This window comes from Cupriavidus campinensis (assembly GCF_905397395.1).
In the GTDB taxonomy this organism is placed as follows: domain Bacteria; phylum Pseudomonadota; class Gammaproteobacteria; order Burkholderiales; family Burkholderiaceae; genus Cupriavidus; species Cupriavidus campinensis.
Genome location: NZ_CAJPVH010000013.1, coordinates 22,175 through 41,269 on the forward strand (window position 1 = coordinate 22,175; position 19,095 = coordinate 41,269).

The window sequence follows — 19,095 nt, forward strand, 5'->3', positions numbered from 1 at the left end:
CTTTCCTCACTTGGTTATTGGAAAATGCGACTGTGAATTCGGCAAAGTTTTTCCAGTATATGGATCAACTCCTTGCGGCTTTGGCTGAGCCGAGTTTTCATATTTTACATATCCATCCGGATAGCCCGGACTCGCCCCCCTCGGTTGAGTCGGATCCATAATCCGTATCGTTGAAACTTTCCCATTTTCACCGCCCGCCCCTCCCGTGAACGCTACGCCGGTTTGATTGCCCCCTGGGTTCAAGACTGGGGTGGGACCGGTTGCGCCGTTGGGAACTGGGTAGACAGTCCCTCCTGACGAAACGATGAAGTTCGGTGCACCGCCCTTCGCACCGCCAAGGACCAACGGGCTCGGCCCAACCATCGGGGGCGCGACTCCGTTGCCCGAATTGGGGACCGTGCCTGCCTGACCAAACGCACGCCGCTGCTGCTCAAGCAGTTTGCGCACTTCGTCAGGAACCGTTGGCTTCTTTGAACCGCTCGTCGCATTGTTCAGCGCCTCATTCTGCGCCGCCATCCCGGCGGAGGTAACATCGGCCCCCAATAGCGCGCCAGTCGCTCCTCCAATCAGCGTCGCAAGCCCAACCGTCAGAGCCTGCCGAACCTTGTCATCGCTGTAGTTGACGACATTGCTGCCCGCGTAGACCTCGTCCCGAATCAACGGCGCCGCAATAGCACTAGCCGCCCCGCCAATCGCGCCACCAGCACAGTCCCCACCGCTCAGGCTTTGCGCAGCGCAACCCACCAGCGCATGTCCCAATACGTTGGTCAGGATCGTCGACGGATCCGAGCCCGGCATGCCAATGCCCGGTGCATTCACACCAATGCCGTTGGCCCCGAGCGCCGCCGCATCCCTTACCAGCCCACCCGTAAACGCCTGCCCAAAACTCCCGCCATAAGCAATCGTATTCACGCCAGCACTGACCGCTGAGCGGACGACGGTTGCCTCCATGTAATTGACGACACTATCCTGCATCGCCGCCCAATTACCTTGGGCAAGATTGTCGCCAAAGCTACCAATACCGGTGTCACCGAGGTTAAATCCCGCTGTAATGCCTCGGGTCGCCCCAGCTGTCATGCCAGACACAACGCCCGCCTTCAGCGCCGCGCCGATGTTCAACGAACCGGTTGTGATGACCTGGGTCACCATGCTCGACAGCGTGGCCGAGATGGCTGCATCGATGGCCACGGCAATCATTGCCTGGGCGATCGTCATCTGGGCCATGGCTACGCCCATCAGCGCCGCCCCCGCCCCCGCCGTGACAATCGAGATCGCCACCGCCGCCACCATCGCCACGATCTGGCCGATGATGCCGAAGCCCTTCTTTTCCTTGATAAACCGGGTGTGGATGTCGTCCTGGAGCGTGTCCTCGGTGTAGTTCAGCCCGAGGCTCTCCTTCAATTGCGCCACCAGCGCCGCGCTGGCTTCCTCGTCCACGGTGCCGTCGGCACGGGTGATGCGGAAGGCGTCGTTCACTGCGTGGATCGTGCCGGCGTCGATGTCCATGCGCATCGCCGACAGGAACCCGCCCGGCTGCACCACCGTTCCCGTCACAACATTCCAGCCGCCCTGCGCCTTGTACGCATTCGTGCCGATGTCCACCACGTTCGGGCTCAGGTCAAGGCTGCCCGCCTTCACCTGCAGCAAATCACCGGCCGTGATCTGGCCGCTGTTGCGCAGTTGGCCGTCGAAATCGAGGCTGACGTTTTGCCCTCTGATCGCGCCGCCGTTGGGCGTCGCCAGCGCCTGGACGTAGCCGTCCGGCAGGTAGACCTGCGGCACCAGCGCGTTCACGCTGCCGCAGGCCGTGCTGGCCACCGTGCAGCGCGGGTCCGGCACGGCCTGCTCCACGTACCAGAGCATCGGCTTGTCCAGCGCGTGGACTTGTTCGTCGGTCAGCGCCGTGCCCAGCGCTATGCTGTGTTCCTTGGCGTAGTCCGCCGCGTTTTTGTACAGCGCCAGCTTCTCCTGGTCATCGACCGAGAGATTGTTCTGGCTGTCCCACGCCAGCCCGCTGATGAAGCTATCCTGGCCCGTCTGCTGCAAGGCGGCCTGATTCAACTTCTGCGATTCGGTGTACGGGTCGTAATAGAACGTGACGTTGCCCGGCCGCAGTTCCGGCGGCAACTGGCCCAGCAGGCTATCCGGCGTCACGCCGGCCAGCACGCCCGTCGCCGGGTTCGGGTTGACGTATTGGGCACGGCCGCCGGTGTTCGTCGGCGCGGTCAGCGGCGTGCCGTCCGGCTTGGCGTTGAAGTGCCAGTCGACGGTGGCCGGCCCACCCGCCGTGGGCGCGGCAGGCGTCGCCACGATGACCGGAGTGAATTGCCACGGTTCGGTCGGGTCCGCCGTGGGCGTCGCGGCCGGCAGCGAGCCAGCCGGCACCGGCGGCGGGCCGAGTGAAATGACCTGTGTTGGCGGGGCAGCCGGGGGCGTCGGCTGGTTCGGGCTGGTGATGCCGTTGACCATCGCGGCACCGGTGATGTCCACCGCCGCGCCCATCAGGTTGCCGGTATTGACGATCTGGCCGCCCGAATTCACGGACAGCGCATTGCCGGCCTGAATGCCCGAGGCAATGTTGCCGATGGCGGCCCGGCCGCCGGTATCGTGCCAGCGGTCGCCGCCGCTGCGGTCTTCCTGCCAGCGACCAACCCAGTCCGCATTGAGCGCGATGGCTGTGTTGTCCACGCCGCTCGTGGCTTGCACGCTGACATTGCGGCCGCCGCTGATCAGCGCGCCGTGGTTGTTGACGCTGCCGCCCTGAATGAAGACATCGCGCGCGCCACTGATGACCGCCGCCGGCCCTGCCGCCGCGTCCTCCATCGCTGAGCACTGGCTGTTCCCATAGGTGCCGCCGGGGTTGCAGCCGCCCGCATAGGACGGATTCTGGCCACCGTAGCTCTTGCGCAATTGCACCGGGTCGAGCGAGGTGTTAACCAGCGACGCCGCCGTAATCGAGACATCGCCCGACAGCGACTGGATGGCGCCGGCTTGGTTCGTGACCGTGCCGCCCGCCGTGATGTCCACGTTGCCCTGCGCGGCGAGCGTGCCGCTCAGGTTCCTCACGTTCGCCGCGTTGATGGCCAGCGTCTGGCCCGCCGCCACCGTGCTGGGCGTCTGCTGCCACGTGACGGACTGGACCGTCGGCGCGCTGTCGTCCGGGCAATCGGCACCGGGCACGCACCCCTGGCGGGTGCTCACCTGGATGTCATGGACACCCTGGTTGGTGAACGTGCCGGGCGTGGTGATGGTCACCTTGCCCGCCGCCGCCATGTCCCCGGCATTGGTCAGGTCACCGGTGCCAGTCAGGGCGAGATTGCCCCCCGAGGTGATCTGGCCAGCCTTGCCAAGCTGGTAGATGGTCGATGACTGGGTGGGCGCGCTGACGGCCGAGTTATCTGCCGCAACCCCCACGTTCATCGGCGATGCGGTCAGCGGTGGCGCGCTACAGCTGTCGCCCTGGCATCCGGGTGCCGGGGTGCCGAACATCATCTGCGTCGTGTCCGGCATCGTCCCGTCGACGTTGGCGCCCAACTGCACCAACTGCGCCAGGAACGCGCTCAGTTCGCCCGCGTTCACGCGGTCGGTCACGCTGTTCACCAGCGTGGCGGAGCGGCCGTTGTCGAGTAGGCCCACGTTCAGCGTCAGGTCGCTGCCTGCGGAGATGGCACCGCCCTTGTTGGAAAGCGTTGAGGCGGCAATCTCGAGCTTGCCCCGGCTGATGATCTGGCCGGCCACGCCGTCCGTCTGGCTGATGACGGTGCGGTCGACCGTCGGAAGCGCCACGACCGGGTTACCCGTTCCGGGCTCGTTCGGTCCCAGGTGCCACATCGGCAAATAGACGATGCCGCCCTCGCCACCGTTGTAGAACGGCACATAGCCGATGACAGGCGATACCGTCATGCCATCGGGATTGCGCGTGACATCTCCAATGCGGATATCCAGCGGATTACCTGGCTTCGGCCCGGAATCGGAGCAGCCCTCGCAATTGCCCTCGCCACCCACCCACGGCCGATAGCTGCCGATCACCGTCGCGTCCAGCAGCGCGTCGTTCGTCACCTTGCCGGTCGTGCTGCCGGCATCCACCGGCCCGGTCCGGTCATTGACGACCGCCCCGGCAGCGATATGCATGTCGCGGTTCGCGCCGAGCACGCCACCGGTGTTCGACACCGTGCCGCCAATGTCGATCTTCACGTCGCGATTGGCCTGGGTCTTCGCGCCCGTGTTGTCGTAGTTCGAACCCGTGACGAAGATGTCACCCAGCGCCTCCGCCACCCCACGGTTGGTGACGTTGCCGTCCAGCGCGAGGTTGCCGTTGGCATGCATCGTGCCGGTATTGGACAAATTGCCAGCCGACAGCGAAACGTTGCTGCCACCGACAATCTGCCCCGTGTTGGTCAACGTACCGCCAGTTGCCAATGACAGGTCGCCAGCCTTCTGGATCGTGCCGCTGTTGGTGATGCCCTGGCTGGCATTGAGCACCACGCTGCCGCCCGGCACGGTCCAGGTGCCGGTGTTGTTGATGGCCAGCGCGCCCAGCGTCAGCGTGCCGTTGGCGTTGAGGCTGCCGGTGCTCGTTGCCGATGGGTCGAAGACCTGGTTCAGCGCGTTGACCGTCAGGTTGTTGCCCGCCAGGATCTGGCCGCTCGCGTTATTGAAGCTGCCGTTGCCACCCAATACCGTGAAGCCGAGATTGCCCGTCAGCGGGCTCTGGCCGGTCAGGTCCCCCGCGAACAGCGTGCCGCCCTGGTTCGCGGCCAGGGTGCCGGCGGTCACGTCGAGGCGCTGCGCACCGGCAATCAGCCCGTACGCGTTGTCGAGCGCCCCCGTCACCGTGGCGTCCACGGTCTGGCCGCCGATGGTGCCCCGGTTCGTCAGGTTGCCGACGTTGAACGCGGCCGTGTTGCCGGCCATCGTGCCGGCATTGATGACGGTGCCGCCTCCCACACTCAGGGCCTGTACCGCAGCGGTGACACCCTGGTTGACGATGGTTGCCCCGCTCAACGAGACGTTCGTACCTGTACTGTTCCCGGACAGGGTCAGCGCGCGCGTGGCGGCAGCGTCCAGCTTGCCGTTCACCGCGTTGCCGTTGCCGGTGGCCGCCGCGCCGATCGTCACGTCATTGCCGCGCAGCGTGGCGTCACCGCCAATCCACGTCAGATCGCTCACATTCGCCGAGCCGCCCGCCGCCACGCCGAGGTTGCCGCCCACAAGCGTGCTGCCCGACATGGTCACGTCCTGCGCGCCGCTCACCGTGGCGTTGCCGAGGCTGGTCAGCGCGCCGCTGACCGTCGCTGATCCGCCCGCAGCCGTCAGCGTCGTATTGCCACCGCTGGACAGGCTGCCCGCCACCATGGCGCTCCCGCCGGCGCCGATGTCCGCCGCGCCATCGCTGGTCAGGGCACCCTGGATCGCCACATTGCCTTGCGTCGCGCGGATGCGGGTGTCGCCGGCACTTTGTGCCCGGCCGCCCACGGTGACATCACGGGAAGCGGTCAGCGTCAGGCCCGCGTTGCTGCCGATCTCCCCGCTCGTGCTGATACTGCCGTTCTGCGCCGTCACGTTCAGCGCACCGGTAGACAGCACCTGCCCGCCCAGCACGGCGTCTGTGCCAGCCGTCACCGTCAGCGTGCCCGGCGACACCACGTTGCCGCTGGTGGTTACGCTCCCGGTGACGCCCGTCAGCGCGACGTTGCCCGCCGTACTGCCGGCCGCGCCGCGAATCGTCAGGTTGCGTTGCGATGCCAGGTCGAGGTCTCCGGCCGACACCGCGTTGCCGTCGATCAGGGTGTCGCGTGCCGCCTGCAACCGGATCGCGCCCGGCGACGTCACGTCGCCGCCGAGCCGGATATCGCCGCGCCCATCCTGCCCTGCCGCCTTGACGAGCACGGTGGCGCCACTGACGGCGCCGCCTACGTCCACGCTGGCAGCGGCATCCAGCGTCACCGCCTCCGCGGCCTTCACGCCGCCGGCTCCGTTGATCGCGCCGCCAGCCGTCACGGTCAGCGCCCGGCCCGACTCCAGCGTGCCGCCCAGCGTGACATCCCCACCCGCCTGAGCTGTGTAGCCTGCCTCTGCCTGGCCATTGCCGGACGCCACCATCGCGCCGCCCGCATTGAGCGCCGCCGCCTGCTTGGCATAGGTGCTGCCTACCTTGAGGTTGCCAGCCGAATCGATGGTCAGATTGCCGGCCGATGCCGCCAGGTTGCCATCGGCGCGCACGCCCACGCCCGCCGCCGTGCTGATGATGTGGATCTGGCCGGCGTTCATCGCGCCGAACGCCGTGGCATCGATCGCCAGCCCGTTGCTCGCGCTGGCATTGGCGGCGGCGTTGTTTGCCCCGGCTGCGGCAGTGGCAAAGCCATCGCCCAGCGGCGTCACCAGCTGGCGGCCGGCCACCACGTTGATTTGCTTGCCCGCGTTCAGCGCGGCGTCAATGCCAATCGACTCGCCAATCAGGCTGATATTGCCGACCGTGCCCTCGATGCCCGTGGCAGCGCTGCCCGGCGTGGGATTGCCGATCTGGATCCTGCCGCCTTCCACCAGGAAGCCCGCCGTGGCGGCGGTGTCGAAGCTCGTGGCGGTGCCGGCGGCCGACAGCCATTGCGGCGTGCCGGTGGTCAGCGTCACCTGGCTGGTGTTGGTGAACCCCGCGCCATTGGTGTAGACGCCTCCGGGCGCGGCAATCACGAGGCCCGCCGCTGCGCCGAAGATCTCCACGGTGCCGTTGATTTGCGCCGGCGCGCTGCTGGTGACCTGGTTGACGATCAGCCGCGCCGGCCCTGACGCAGCCAGGTTGGCATTGCCGGCGACCTGCCCGCCCAGGAAAGCGCCGCCGCCGGTTGCGCTGTTGTTCAGGATCAGGCCGATGGGATCGACCACGAACGTCCGATACTGGTTCAGCGAGATGCCCTGCGCGTTCGGCGTGGTGATGCCGACGACCGGCACACCGCCATCGGGCGCCCCCGGCCCCGTGGTCACCGAAATCGACGGCGTGAAGCGTACCGGCGCGTTCGGATCGGTAATCGGCGCGGCCAGCGCCTCTGCTGGCCCGAAGCGCAGCAACACCGGCAGCTTCGACACCGCCCAGCGCAACAACCCCTGCCGCACGGCGCCGCCGTGCACGGCCAGCGCATCGACGTCCGTCGCCCCCGCAGCCAGCGCGCCCGCCGCCTGCCGCGCTTGCTGCAGGGTGATCTGCACCGGCCCGAGCCACAACGTGACGGCCACCGTCGCCGCCACCGCCCGTGCAAGCAGGCTGCGCCGGCCCCGCTCGGCCAGCGAAGCTGGCTCCCGCGTATCCGTCGGGAAGGTCGCGGCGGTCGGGGCGTGAATGTTCAGGGCGTGGACGGACGGCGTGGCCGAGCGGTCGCGTTGCATGGCGTTCCTACGAGTTCTTCCAGGGGGCGGCAAGGACGGGGATTACTGACGATGGCGGCAGGTCACTGGGTGATCTTTGCCTTGGTCAGCAGGCTGGTGACCAGGGCCACCGTGGCGCGTTCGAGCGCCTGCGCCTGCAGGGCCTGCCGGATGCCCGGTGCCGCCGCGTCATACGACGGCACCTGCGTCGGACGCAAGGCGTCCACCTTGACGAGGTAGCGGCGGGCGTTCCAGGTGACCGGGCTCGGGCTCACCCCGCCCGCCGGGAGCGTGGAAATGGCTTCGGCAAGCGGCAGCGGCAGGCTTTGCGTACGGCCTTCCTGCGCGGGCACCTTGAAGCTGACCCAGTCCAGCGCCCCGCCGCTGGCGCGGGTGGGCGCCAGGCTCATGTCCTGGGCGACCTTGGCGAAGTCCTCGCCGGCCTTGATCCGGGCCAGCGCCTTGTCGGCCGCCGCGTCATCGGCAAGCTCGATCACGCGCGCCTTGTACTCCATGGCGCCCAGCGACGCCACGATGGCGTCGTACCGCCCGCGTACCTGCGCGTCCGTCACCGGCTCAGGCTTGATCCGGTCCTTCAACCATGCCTGCGTCAAGATCTGGTTGCGGGCCTCCCGCAGTTGCGTCTGCACCTCGGGGCGGCCTTCCAGCGCCTTGTCCTTGCTGGCTTCCTGCCGGAACAGCTCGCGCGCGATCAATTGCTGCTTGATCACCTCGCGCGACTGAGGCGTGTCTGGCAGGCCAGCCGCCTTTGCTGCCTCGACGATGGCGGCGCCGGAGATCGTCACGCCATTGACCGTTGCGGCGTGGCCAACATGGAGGCCGAGCGCCAGAACGACGCCGGCAGCGAGGCGGGAGAGAATCGGTTGCATGGTTTGGGTTCCTAGTAGATCCAGTTCAGCGTGGCCAGCAAGACGGTCCGCTTGGGGCCGAGGTTCGCGGGTTGGGCCAGTGGCGCGCCGGCCAGCAGTTCGCCGCTCAGCGTCTGGCCGGCCCACTGGGCCGACAGGCGGACGCCTGCCCCGGCGCCAGCCACGGCCTGCCACTGGCGGGTGGCCACGTACTGGGCCTCGCCGCCGTCGAGAAAGAGATAGGGTTCGATGCGGATGCCGGCCACGACGGGCGCATTGGCCCAGGCCAGCTCGTTGCGCAGATAGGCGCCGCGATCCCCGGCAATCACGCCTTCCCGGAAGCCGCGCACGGTGCTCATGCCCCCGGCGTAGATTTGCTCCGAGCCGAACAGCGCGACGTTGGTCCATTGGCCCGTGAGCTGGGCGCGCCACGCCAGCACCGCGCCGCCGGCTACCGGCGGGAGCGGCAATTGCAGCGTGGAGCTGGCGTCGAGCTTGTTGAACTGGGCGTGCGCCTCGTCTTGGCGGATATCGGACGGATCGCGCGTGGCGTGCAGCGATGTCAGGCCACGCGAGTACCCAGCGTCGGCGGTCACGTAGCCCTGCATGCCATTGGCGGCAAAGCGCCACAGGCCGTTCCAGCCGGCGCGCAGCACGGTCAGCCGCTGCGGATCGAGTTGCAGGTTGTTGATATCGCGCTCGCTCTTGCGCCACGTCAGGGTCAAGTCGAGCGCCTGCCGGCCGGTCTGCCCGCGCGTGATCACGCGGTTCCAGCCAAAGGTATGGCCGATACTGCGGCCGTAGAGCAGCGCCGTATCGCCGATGGTGTTCTGGTACTCCGACAGCGATGCCGTGTAGCTGAACGTGTTGTAGCCGAATGGCAGCGCCGCCGAAGCCACGGCGGCATTGGTGTCGGTGGTGCCGACATAGCTGGCCGAGAACGATTCCTGCAGCCCCAGCGCGTTGTCCGCATCCATGCCAAGCCGCGTGCGGGCGATGCCCGTGCTGCGGCTGCCATAGTTGTCCACGCCGGCGTTGAAGCGGAAGCGGTCGCCGGGCGGATTCGTCAGCGCCACGACCGACCCGCCCGGGGTCTGGCCCGGCAGGATCTGCATTTCCGCGCGATTGCGGCGCAGGCGGTTGAGCTGGTCTACGCCCTGCTCCAGATCGGGCAGGCGCAGGGTGTCGCCCGGCCCCGGAAACTGCCAGGCCGTGCCGGCATCCGTCACCCAGCCGCCACCCACCGCATCGAACAGCGGCGCGCTGCCGGGCCGGAGCGTGCGGCCGTTGAGCTGGAGGGCTTCCACCTTCCCCGTCACGACGGTCACCACCAGCACGCCGCTGGCGAGGTTCTGCTCGCCAAGGTAGGCGCGCGTGGTGATGAAACCGCGTGCCACGAACGCCTCGGTAAAGCGGCGCAGCAGCAGGTTGATCCGATTGGTACCAAGTGCCCGGCCGACGAATGGCGCCGTAATGGCTGCGACTTCGGCATCGGACAGCACCGTGTTGCCCACCACGTCGATCCGTGCAATGTCGAAGGTGGCGGAGGTCTCCGCCACGTCTTCCACGCGCGCGTCGGGCGCCACCACGGCGCCACTGTCGATGCGGGCCGGCGGCTGCGTGGCCTCGCGCTCCAGGTCGCGCTGGCGCTGCTCCCGCAGCAGGCGCTGGGCGGGGTCTTCCGGAACGATGGGGCCCGGCGGCAGCGCCTGCGCCCAGGCTGCCGTGCCGGCCGTCCAGGCAGCCGCCCATGCCACTACGTGCCGGGTGCTCATCGCCATGCCCATGACGTCAACCCCACATGGCTTTCGATGCTGACCGGGTCCTGCTGCCTGGGCCGCACCACCGTGGTGGTCCCGGCCACCGTCACCTCGCCGTCCAGGCTGCCGCCATCGATCACGGCGTCGCCGCTCAGGCGCGTGCGGCCCGTGGCCATCCAGCTCCCGCCCACGTCCATGGCATACAGCCGCGCCCAGGTGTCGCCGAAGAACACCTTGAAACCGCGGTCCCGGGCGATCGCCGTGTAGCCGGTAACGCCCGTGGCATAAGTTACCGGCGCGTTGACCGAGAGGTTGCCCACCGCTAGCACGCGCCCGCCAATATTCTCGGCCACGCGGCCCGCCGTGATGTCGATATCGCCGCCGGCGGACAGCAGGCCGCCGCTGACGGTTGTCGTCGAGGAGGCCGAAGTCCGGCACACGATCATGCACGTGCGCGAGAGGTGCGCGGCGCCGCTGGTGACGCCTTCGGTCCGGAACGTATCGGCCGCCTTGACGACGATCGAACCGTTGTTGGCGTAGATGTTGCCCCCGGTATTGATCACATTGCGCCCACTCAGCGTGGTGCCGGTCTCGGAAAGCAGGTAGGCGGCCTGGCTCGGGCGCTCTACCGCCCCGTAGTCGATATCGAAGGTATTGCTGCGCTTCGACAGCACCAGCCAGCGCCGCCCGGAGGATGCGCCGATGACGGGCTGCTCGGCGCTGGCGCCATCGGTCTTGGTGATTTCGTTGACGAGGTCGCCGGCAGCGGTCACTTCAAGCCGGGCGTTGGACAGCATCCGCGCACGGCGGTTGATGACGTCGCCGCCAGCGCGCACCACGACGTCGTCGTTGACGCCGAACAGGATGCCGAGGGAATCTGGCGTCGATTCGTTGCGGAGCGAGCCTCCGGTTTGCACCGTGACCGCGCCGAGGGACGCCGCCGTATCCTGAATGCGCGTCTGGCCCTGCACCAGCGCGCCCAGGTTGACCATGTCGCCATCGGCCTGCACGAGCACGCCACCGCTGCGGGCGACGACGGTGGACTGGCCTGCTGCCGACTCGAGTCCGATCGATCCGGCGTGCAGCCTGATGTCGGTGGCGGCCAGGATGTCGCTGTCACGCAGGGCAAAACGCCCGGCGGCGTCGATGTTGGCGGCGCCGCCCACGGACGTCAGCACCGTTCCATCGAGTGCCACGTCATGGGCGCCGACGATCAGGTGCCCGCCTGCCGAGGCGCGCGTGCCGGTCAATTGCATGGCCGTGCCCGCGTCAAAAAGGCCGATGCCGCCGCTGGCATCGAGCGTCGTATCGGCCAGCCGTACCGGTTCGGTATGGACCTGGCCGCTGGCGCCAATCACGATGTCCCCGGCGCCCTTGGTGCCGGCCTGGATCGCAGCGTTGGCCAACTCCACACGATCCGAGGCCACCGACACGTGCCGCCCCGCCGCCACGGTTCCCGTACCCCGCAAGCCGCCGCTGGCCACCACCACATCGCGATGGGCCTCGATGCGGCCCGATGCCAGCCGCAGGTCGCCGCTGCCCGACACCACGAAGTCGCCGGCGGTTGCGTAAGCCGCACCGGCGTGCCGTACGCCAGCGCCCTGGTCCGTCACCATCAGTTCGATGCGGCCCGCCATCAGGCTGCCGGCAGCCGTGATGTCGAGCGCGATGCCATTGGCCGGCGTGGCGGACGGTGCGCTGTAGGCAATCCAGGGCGAGAGGTTGTCAGTGGGGGAAACGCTGGCGTCGATCTCGGCATGGCTGTCACCCACCACCGCGCGGACGCGTGCGTTCGCATCGGCATACAGGTTCTCCACCTTGCCGGCGATACGCAGCTGCTTGGCGATCAACTCCAGGTTCAGCAGCGTGCCGGACAGCCCGCCGGGGCCAATGTCGATGGCGCCCTGACGCGTGTTCAGCACAAGGTTGCGCTGCAACTGCCCATTGACCGTGAAATCGTTGAACGTGACCTGTCCCGTGGTCAGCGCCAGGTTGCCCATGTTCCGCACCACCATGCCGTTGACGCTGATGCCGTTGGGATTGGCGATCACCACGTTGGCGCGGGGGCCCAGCACGCTGAGCTGGCCCTCCAGCAGGGACGGATTGGTGCCGGTGACCTGGTTGAGGATGGTGCGTGCGCGCGCGGCCGAGTTGTCGAGATCGACCCCGGCACGCGGCACGTTGAATTCGCGATAGGTATTCGTGGAGACGCCGCCCACGGCGCCAGCCACGCCAACCGTGATACGGCCATCGGCGCCCGTGACGGCTGTGGTGGCAGTGCCACCGTCCGGCACAACGCCGGCGGCCAGGCAATGCGCGGCCAGCGCGAACTGGCTCAGCCCCGTGACCCATCCGGCGGCCCCACGCGGCAGCCGGGCAAGAACCCCCCGTACTCGATACAACGACCTACTCCCTTCTTTCTTATCCTGCGCCGCACGTTTGACGAGCACAGCGGCTTTCGGGGCCGGAAGATAACAAAGGCAGGATCTGCCTCAAATAGCCGATCGGCCAAAAATGCCCGCTGCGTGGGCGGGCTGCAACGTTGCAATTTGATGCAGTTTCGGAATTTTTAAGGGAGAAATAAGCGAGATTAAATTCAGGCCGCGCTGCGCACGGCGATGCGCGTATACCCGGTATCCCACACCCCAAGCCAGTTACATCAGGACATGAGGTTAAAGATACTGCGCAGCATGCCGTTAACTGTCGATGCGGGGTATTGCAGCCCGTCGCAAGGTGTCCGAGCCGACGCCCCAAGCCTCCCCCACTGACGAGGGAGGTCCCCCCCTCAATCGTGGGATTTGCAGGACCACGCCTGCGCGCCCTAGAACAACTCCCCCTCCCCACCCGCGTTCGGCCAGGCGGACCGGAACGCGTGGGGATGCATGACAATGCCGGCGGCGTCGAGTTGCGCCGTGGAGAGCACAAGGTGGCGCGCCAGCCAGTCGTGGAGGCTGCGCAGGAAGCGGATGTTGTCGAGGTTGTTCGAGGCGGCGATCAGGCGTTCCAGCTTCACGTGCGCGGTGTAGACGTCGAGCAGGTTCAGCATGCGGAGCTTGGCTGGCGTGGCGGCGCTGCGTTCGATGGCCAGCACGCGGGTCACCTGCGCGCTGGAGAGCGCCCCGCCCTGTGCGATCTGCTGGTAGAGGTCTTCCAGCGCCGGGAAGCGTACCGTTGGCTGTACGCGCGGCACGGCGGCCACCTTCTCCATGCGCAGCACCACGTAGCGCGTGGCGGCGTTGCGGCGGGCCAGTTCCAGCTCGGCGGCGGTGGCCTTGCGGCTGCGGCGCGGCGGGGGCACGTCGGTGAAATCGGGGAGGCGCGGCACGGCGTCGCGCTCGGTGTAGTCGGGCACCTGGTCGAGCCATGCCGGCTCGGCTAGCGCGGCGCGGGCGCAGTCGGCGCCGAAGGGGTATTCGTGGCCATCCGGCCCACGCAGGATATAGGCGTGGCCCTCGGGAAAGCCGTGGTGGCGGCCGCCCTTGGCGCCACGCGCGTGGCAGCGTGTGGCGGCGGGATCGACAAAATCCTTGCGAACGGGAATCCAGCCGCCGGGCGGGGCCTGCTTCATGGTGACGAGGGGTAAATCCGGGGAACGGGCGCTATTGTCGCACCGCGCGCCCCGCCGCCACCATTTATCGCTACTTCAGCATGAAGGCCATGGCCGAGCAGCAGTTCAGCATGCGCACGGCGGCCTGCACGGTGGGCGCCGTGAAGGCCAGCGTCACGCCGTCCACGCGCTCGAAGGCCGGCCACTGGCAGAACAGGTCGGCGTAGGCGGAGGACATGGTTTGCAGCCGGCAGTTGACCGGGCCGGCCAGTTCCAGGCAGCGGGCCTCGGGATGGGCGATGGCATTGCGCGTCACGGCCTCCGCCGCGTGGGCGATGGCATCGCGCGCGGCCGCCGGTGACAGCGTGGTGCCGCTGCCCTGCCCGCCGGCCGTCTTGGTCTGCACGTAGCGCACCCAGGGCATCAGCGGCTGGGTTTCGGCGATGAACACATCGTCACCGCTGGCCAGCAGCACGGGCACGTCGAACTCGCCAGCCAGCGCGGCATAGATGCCTGCCTCGCCCAGTTCCAGCCCGTTGAACCAGACCCGCGCGAAGGCGCTGCTGTTGATGGTGTGCGCCAGCACGCCCCGGCCCTGCGCGCGGCTGTGATAGCCGATCATGAACACGCCGTCGCAGTCGTGCTCCACGCCGGCCATCATGCTCAGGTAGCGCGGCTTGCCGAGCACCAGTTGCGCGCGCGGGTCGATCTGGTCCGGCAGCAGGTTGCGGAAGCCGCCGTGCGAGTCATTGACCAGCACTTCGGTGGCGCCGCCCGCGAATGCGCCCTGCACGGCCGCGTTGGCCTCGGCCGTCATCCAGGCGCGCGCGCGCTCGTATTCGCCGTTGCCGGCGCGCGTCTGCTCGGCGTGGAATACGCCCGCCACGCCTTCGATGTCGGCGGAAATCAGGATCTTCATATCAGGTCTCGGAGAGGTCCGGCAGCAACTCGCGCAACGCCGCGCGATGGTGGCCGTCGCGGCCCGTCACCGGCTGGGCGTGCCAGAGGGCATGGACGATGGCCTGCTCCACGCTGTCGGCGGCGGCCCGGAACAGCGGGTCGAGCCGCGCTTCGTGGACCATCGGCACGGCAGGCATCGGCATATCGGCCAGATGGGGCACGGTGTAGGCTGTGGAAAAGGCCAGCGCGATGTCGCCGGAGCCATGGCCGAAGACCGACCCGGTACGCGCGAGGCCCGTGCCGGCGCGCAGCGCCAGGCGCCGCAGCTGCCGGGCGTCGAGCGGCGCATCGGTGGCCACGACCATGATGATCGAGCCCTTCTCCGGGCCTTTCTCTTGGGCCAGACGCTCCGCCAGCCTGCCGCCCACGGCTTCGCCCGCATAGATCAGCGACTCGGCCGTGCCGAAGTTCGATAGCACCAGCGCGCCGACGGTGTAACCGCCGGCCATGCGTGACGCCGTGCCGATGCCGCCCTTCACGCCAAAGGACGACATCCCGCGCCCGGCGCCCACGGCGCCCTGCGCCACCTCGGCCCCGGCAGCCGCCAGCGCCTCGGCGTAGTCGGCTTCCTGCACCGCCATCGCCTGGATATCGTTCAGGTAGCCGTCATTGCATTCGAAAACGAGCGGATTGACCGTGGGCCAGCCGCGCCCGATCTCGGGGTTCTCCGCAATCGCCGCGCGGATCTGCGCCTGCGCCACGGTCCCCACACCGAACGTGTTGGTCAGTGCGATGGGCGTCTCCAGTACGCCCAGCTCCTCCACCTGCACCAGCCCGATGCTCTTGCCGAAGCCATTGAGCACCACGGCCGCCGCCGGCACCTTGTGGGTGTAGACGTTGCCGGCGTGCGGGCGGATCACCGTCACGCCGGTCTGGCAGGCGCCATCCGCCAGCGTGCGATGACCGACGCTCACGCCCGGCACATCGGTGATCGCGTTGCGGGAGCCGGCCGGCAGGTTGCCGACCACGGGGGGCGCGTTGGCGGTCATGCGGGTGTCACCGGCGGTCGATCTTCGGATCGAGCGCGTCGCGCAGCCCGTCGCCGAGCAGGTTGAACGCCAGCACGGTCAGGAAGATGGCCAGGCTCGGGAAGATGGCCACGTGCGGCGCGGTGACCATGTCGGCGCGCGCCTCGTTGAGCATCGCGCCCCATTCCGGGGTGGGCGGCTGGGCGCCGAGGCCCAGGAAGGACAGCCCGGCGGCCGTGATGATCGACGTGCCGATCCGCATCGAGAAATACACCACGATGGACGACACCGTACCCGGCAGGATGTGCCGCATCAGGATGGTCCAGTCGGACGCCCCGATACTCCTGGCCGCCTCCACATAGGTCAGCCCCTTGAGCATCAGCGTGTTGCCGCGCACCAGCCGCGCGAACGCCGGCACGCTGAACACGGCCACGGCGAAGATCACGTTGGTCATGCCGTTGCCGAGGATGGCCACAATGCCGATGGCCAGCAGGATGCCGGGGAACGCAAACAGCACGTCCGACAGCCGGGTCACGATGCGGTCCCACCAGCCCTCGTAGTAGCCCGCCAGCAGGCCCAGCACGGTGCCGATGATGGCGCCGATGATGACCGAGAAGAAGCCGGCCGCCAGCGAGATGCGCGTGCCGGCGAGGATGCGGCTGAAGATGTCGCGGCCCAGCGAGTCCACCCCCATCCAGTGGGCGGCGGACGGGCCGGCGTTCAGCGCGTCATAGTCGAAGAAGTTCTCGGGGTCGTAGGGGACGATGTACGGCGCCAGCACCGCAATCACCACCAGCATCAGCACGAAGGCGCCGGCCACCAGGGCCAGGTGCTGCTTGCGGAACTTGCGCCAGAACTCGGTCCAGGGCGTGCGGACGGCCTCCGGGGCGGTAATCGGGGATGCTGCCGCGGCGGGCGTGGAAAGCTCAGTCATGCCGGCCTCTTACTTGTAGCGGATGGTGGGATTGATCACGGTGTAGAGCATGTCCACCACCAGGTTGATCAGGATGAATTCGAGCGAGAACAGCAGCACCTCGGCCTGGATGACCGGGTAGTCGCGCATTTCCACGGCGTCCACCAGCAGGCGGCCCAGGCCGGGCCAGTTGAACACCTTCTCGACCAGGATGGAGCCGCCCAGCAGGAAGCCGAACTGCAGGCCCATCATCGTCACGACCGGGATCATCGCGTTGCGCAGCGTGTGCTTGATGACCACCACGGTCTCGCGCACGCCCTTGGCGCGGGCGGTACGCACGAAATCCTCCTGCAGCACCTCGATGAACGAGGCCCGCGTGAAGCGCGCCATCACGGCGGCCACGGCGGCGCCCAGCGTCAGGGAAGGCAGGATGTAGTGCTTCCAGCTATCGGCGCCAATCGACGGCAGCCAGCCCAGTTGCACCGAGAAGACCTCCATCAGCAGCATGCCGAGCGCGAAGGCCGGGAACGAGATGCCCGACACCGCCAGCGTCATGCCGAGCCGGTCCGGCCATTTGTTGCGCCATACGGCCGAGCCGATGCCGATGGCCATGCCGAAGATGACTGCCCAGACCATCGACGAGAGCGTCAGGTACAGGGTGGGCAGGAAGCGCTCGCCAATCTCCTCGGAGACCGGGCGCTTGGTGCGCAGCGAGGTGCCGAATTCCCCCTGCAGCGCGTTGGTGAAGAAGCGCACGAACTGCTCGGGCATCGGGCGATCCAGCCCCAGGTCCTTGCGCACCAGCTCGACGGTGGCCATGTCGGCCTCCGGGCCGGCGGCCAGCCGCGCCGGGTCACCGGGCAGCATGTGGACGAACAGGAACACCAGCACTGCCACGAGCAGCAGTGTCGGGATCACGCCCAGGAATCGTTTGAGGAAGTAATTCAGCATCTGGCTACCAGGAATTGAGACCGCGGGCCACCCGCCCATGCCCCCGCATCTCGGGCGGGCGGCCAACACGGCTTACTGCGTACGACTGTAAGGACTGCTTACCGCGACTACAGCTACCACTTCGGCGGCGCTTGGTGGCGCCGTCTTTATATTTGCGCCCCTCCCCCGCAAGCGGGAGAGGGGCGCAAAACGCTTACTGCTTGATGTCGATCTCGTCGAAGTTGAACGAGCCGTCAGGCATCACGTAGGCGCCGCTCAGGCGCTTGGAACGCGCGAACAGCACCTTCTCCGTGATCAGGAACGCCCACGGGGCATCCTTCCAGATCCGTTCCTGGGCGTCCTTGTACAGCCTGGCCTTCTCGGCGCGGTCCGTCGTGCGCAGCGCGCCGGCGATGTCCGCATCGACCTGGTCGTTCTTGTAGTACGCCGTGTTCAGCAGCTTCGGCGGCATCGATTCCGAGGCCAGCAGCGGGCGCAGCGCCCAGTCCGACTCGCCCGTCGACGACGACCAGCCCACGTAGTACAGGCGCACGCCGGCGTCCTCGGGCTTCTGCACCGACTCCACGCGCTCCACGCGCTGGCCGGCTTCCAGGGCCTGCACCTGCGCCTTGATGCCCACCTGTTGCAGCTGCTGCTGCACGAACTGGATCACCTTCTGGGCGGTGGTGTGGTTGTAGGCCGACCACAGCGTGGTCTCGAAGCCGTTCGGGTAGCCGGCTTCCTTCAGCAGCTCGCGGGCCTTGGCCGGGTCATACGGCCACGGGCCCAGCTTCTCGGCGAAGTCCACGCCCGGCGGCACCACACCCTGGGCCGGCACGGCGTAGCCGGCGAAGGCCACCTTGGCCAGCGCGTCCTTGTTGATGGCGTAGTTGATGGCCTGGCGCACCTTCGGGTCGTTGAACGGCTTGACCTGGGTGTTGAACGACACGTAGCGCTGGATGATCGACGGACCGTCGATCAGGTCCACCTTCGGGCTGGCCTTCAGCACGGCGGCCTGCTCGAACGGAATGCTGAACGCGAAGTCCGCCTCGCCGGTCTGCATCACGGCCGAGCGGGTGTTGTTGTCCACCACCGGCTTCCAGGTGATGGTGTCGATCTTCGGGTAGCCCGTCTTCCAGTAGCCGGCAAACTTCTTGCCCTTCAGGTAGTCGGTCTGCTTCCATTCGACGAACTCGAACGGGCCCGTGCCAACCGGGTGGAAGGCGATTTCCTTGCCGTACTTCTTCAGCGCGGTCGGGCTGATCATCACGGCCGACGGGTGGGCCAGCACGTTGATGAACGGCGAGAACTGCTCCTTCAGCGTGATCTTGACCGTGGCCGGGTCCACCACCTCGGTCTTGGCCACGCGGTTGAACAGCGTGTAGCGCTTGAGCTTGTTGGCCGGATCGGTCACGCGGTCCAGGTTGGCCTTGACGGCGGTGGCGTCGAAGGTGGTGCCGTCGTGGAACTTGATGCCCTTCTTGAGCTTGATCGTGTAGACCAGACCGTCCTTGGTCACGTCGTAGCTGTCAGCCAGCACGTTGACCAGCTTCAGGTCCTTGTCGAAGCCGAACAGGCCCTGGTAGAACGACTTCACGGCTGCCTGCGACAGCGTGTCGTTGGCATCGTACGGATCGAGCGTGGTGAACGTCGAGTACACGGCCATCACGGCGTCCTTGGCCGCGAACGCCGGGGTCGCGCCCAGCATGCCCATCGCGCCAATCGCGCTCATCGCCACGGCGCCGGCGATCAGGCGCGGCGAAACCATACGGGTAGACATATTTCTCTT

At 67.7% G+C, this 19,095-nt stretch carries 10 protein-coding genes; all 10 read right to left on the reverse strand.

All coding sequences use genetic code 11. The annotated features are described in order from the left end of the window. Positions 1-6: 6 nt before the first annotated feature. Positions 7-7,380, reverse strand: coding sequence for a two-partner secretion domain-containing protein (locus KHO18_RS10365; RefSeq protein ID WP_211943136.1), 7,374 nt, complete (start codon positions 7,378-7,380; stop codon positions 7-9). Between the two features lie 62 nt (positions 7,381-7,442). Further along, complete coding sequence (locus tag KHO18_RS10370; RefSeq protein WP_211943137.1) at positions 7,443-8,249, reverse strand: peptidyl-prolyl cis-trans isomerase; 807 nt, start codon at positions 8,247-8,249, stop codon at positions 7,443-7,445. 11 nt (positions 8,250-8,260) lie between these two features. Next, entirely contained in the window at positions 8,261-10,015 is a 1,755-nt protein-coding gene (locus KHO18_RS10375) for a ShlB/FhaC/HecB family hemolysin secretion/activation protein (protein WP_377731795.1), read from the reverse strand. Continuing rightward, positions 10,000-12,390 (reverse strand): filamentous hemagglutinin N-terminal domain-containing protein, encoded by a 2,391-nt coding sequence (locus KHO18_RS10380; protein WP_244844693.1) that lies wholly within the window; start codon positions 12,388-12,390, stop codon positions 10,000-10,002. Before KHO18_RS10380 ends, KHO18_RS10375 begins: the two co-directional genes overlap by 16 nt. Before the next feature lie 419 nt (positions 12,391-12,809). Continuing rightward, a complete protein-coding gene (locus KHO18_RS10385; protein ID WP_144203481.1) occupies positions 12,810-13,556 on the reverse strand; it encodes a hypothetical protein in 747 nt (248 codons plus the stop codon). A 70-nt stretch (positions 13,557-13,626) separates the two neighbouring features. Beyond that, entirely contained in the window at positions 13,627-14,454 is an 828-nt protein-coding gene (locus KHO18_RS10390) for a M55 family metallopeptidase (protein WP_144203483.1), read from the reverse strand. Position 14,455: 1 nt separating this feature from the next. Continuing rightward, positions 14,456-15,484, reverse strand: coding sequence for a DmpA family aminopeptidase (locus tag KHO18_RS10395; RefSeq protein WP_144203486.1), 1,029 nt, complete (start codon positions 15,482-15,484; stop codon positions 14,456-14,458). Between the two features lie 7 nt (positions 15,485-15,491). Further along, positions 15,492-16,397: a glutathione ABC transporter permease GsiD gene (gene gsiD / locus KHO18_RS10400; RefSeq protein ID WP_211943138.1), complete on the reverse strand. Its 906-nt coding sequence runs from the start codon at positions 16,395-16,397 to the stop codon at positions 15,492-15,494. 9 nt (positions 16,398-16,406) lie between these two features. Continuing rightward, positions 16,407-17,327, reverse strand: coding sequence for a glutathione ABC transporter permease GsiC (gene gsiC, locus KHO18_RS10405; protein WP_092289330.1), 921 nt, complete (start codon positions 17,325-17,327; stop codon positions 16,407-16,409). A 193-nt stretch (positions 17,328-17,520) separates the two neighbouring features. Continuing rightward, positions 17,521-19,086: a glutathione ABC transporter substrate-binding protein GsiB gene (gene gsiB, locus KHO18_RS10410; RefSeq protein ID WP_144203490.1), complete on the reverse strand. Its 1,566-nt coding sequence runs from the start codon at positions 19,084-19,086 to the stop codon at positions 17,521-17,523. Between the last annotated feature and the right edge of the window lie 9 nt (positions 19,087-19,095).

Excerpts from the sequence above, each read along its gene's own strand:
- KHO18_RS10365 (WP_211943136.1), bottom strand. The coding sequence starts at position 7,380 with ATGCAACGCGACCGCTCGGCCACGCCGTCCGTCCACGCCCTGAACATT.
- KHO18_RS10370 (WP_211943137.1), bottom strand. The coding sequence starts at position 8,249 with ATGCAACCGATTCTCTCCCGCCTCGCTGCCGGCGTCGTTCTGGCGCTC.
- KHO18_RS10375 (WP_377731795.1), bottom strand. The coding sequence starts at position 10,015 with ATGGGCATGGCGATGAGCACCCGGCACGTAGTGGCATGGGCGGCTGCC.
- KHO18_RS10385 (WP_144203481.1), bottom strand. The coding sequence starts at position 13,556 with ATGAAGCAGGCCCCGCCCGGCGGCTGGATTCCCGTTCGCAAGGATTTT.
- KHO18_RS10390 (WP_144203483.1), bottom strand. The coding sequence starts at position 14,454 with ATGAAGATCCTGATTTCCGCCGACATCGAAGGCGTGGCGGGCGTATTC.
- KHO18_RS10395 (WP_144203486.1), bottom strand. The coding sequence starts at position 15,484 with ATGACCGCCAACGCGCCCCCCGTGGTCGGCAACCTGCCGGCCGGCTCC.
- gsiD (WP_211943138.1), bottom strand. The coding sequence starts at position 16,397 with ATGACTGAGCTTTCCACGCCCGCCGCGGCAGCATCCCCGATTACCGCC.
- gsiC (WP_092289330.1), bottom strand. The coding sequence starts at position 17,327 with ATGCTGAATTACTTCCTCAAACGATTCCTGGGCGTGATCCCGACACTG.
- gsiB (WP_144203490.1), bottom strand. The coding sequence starts at position 19,086 with ATGTCTACCCGTATGGTTTCGCCGCGCCTGATCGCCGGCGCCGTGGCG.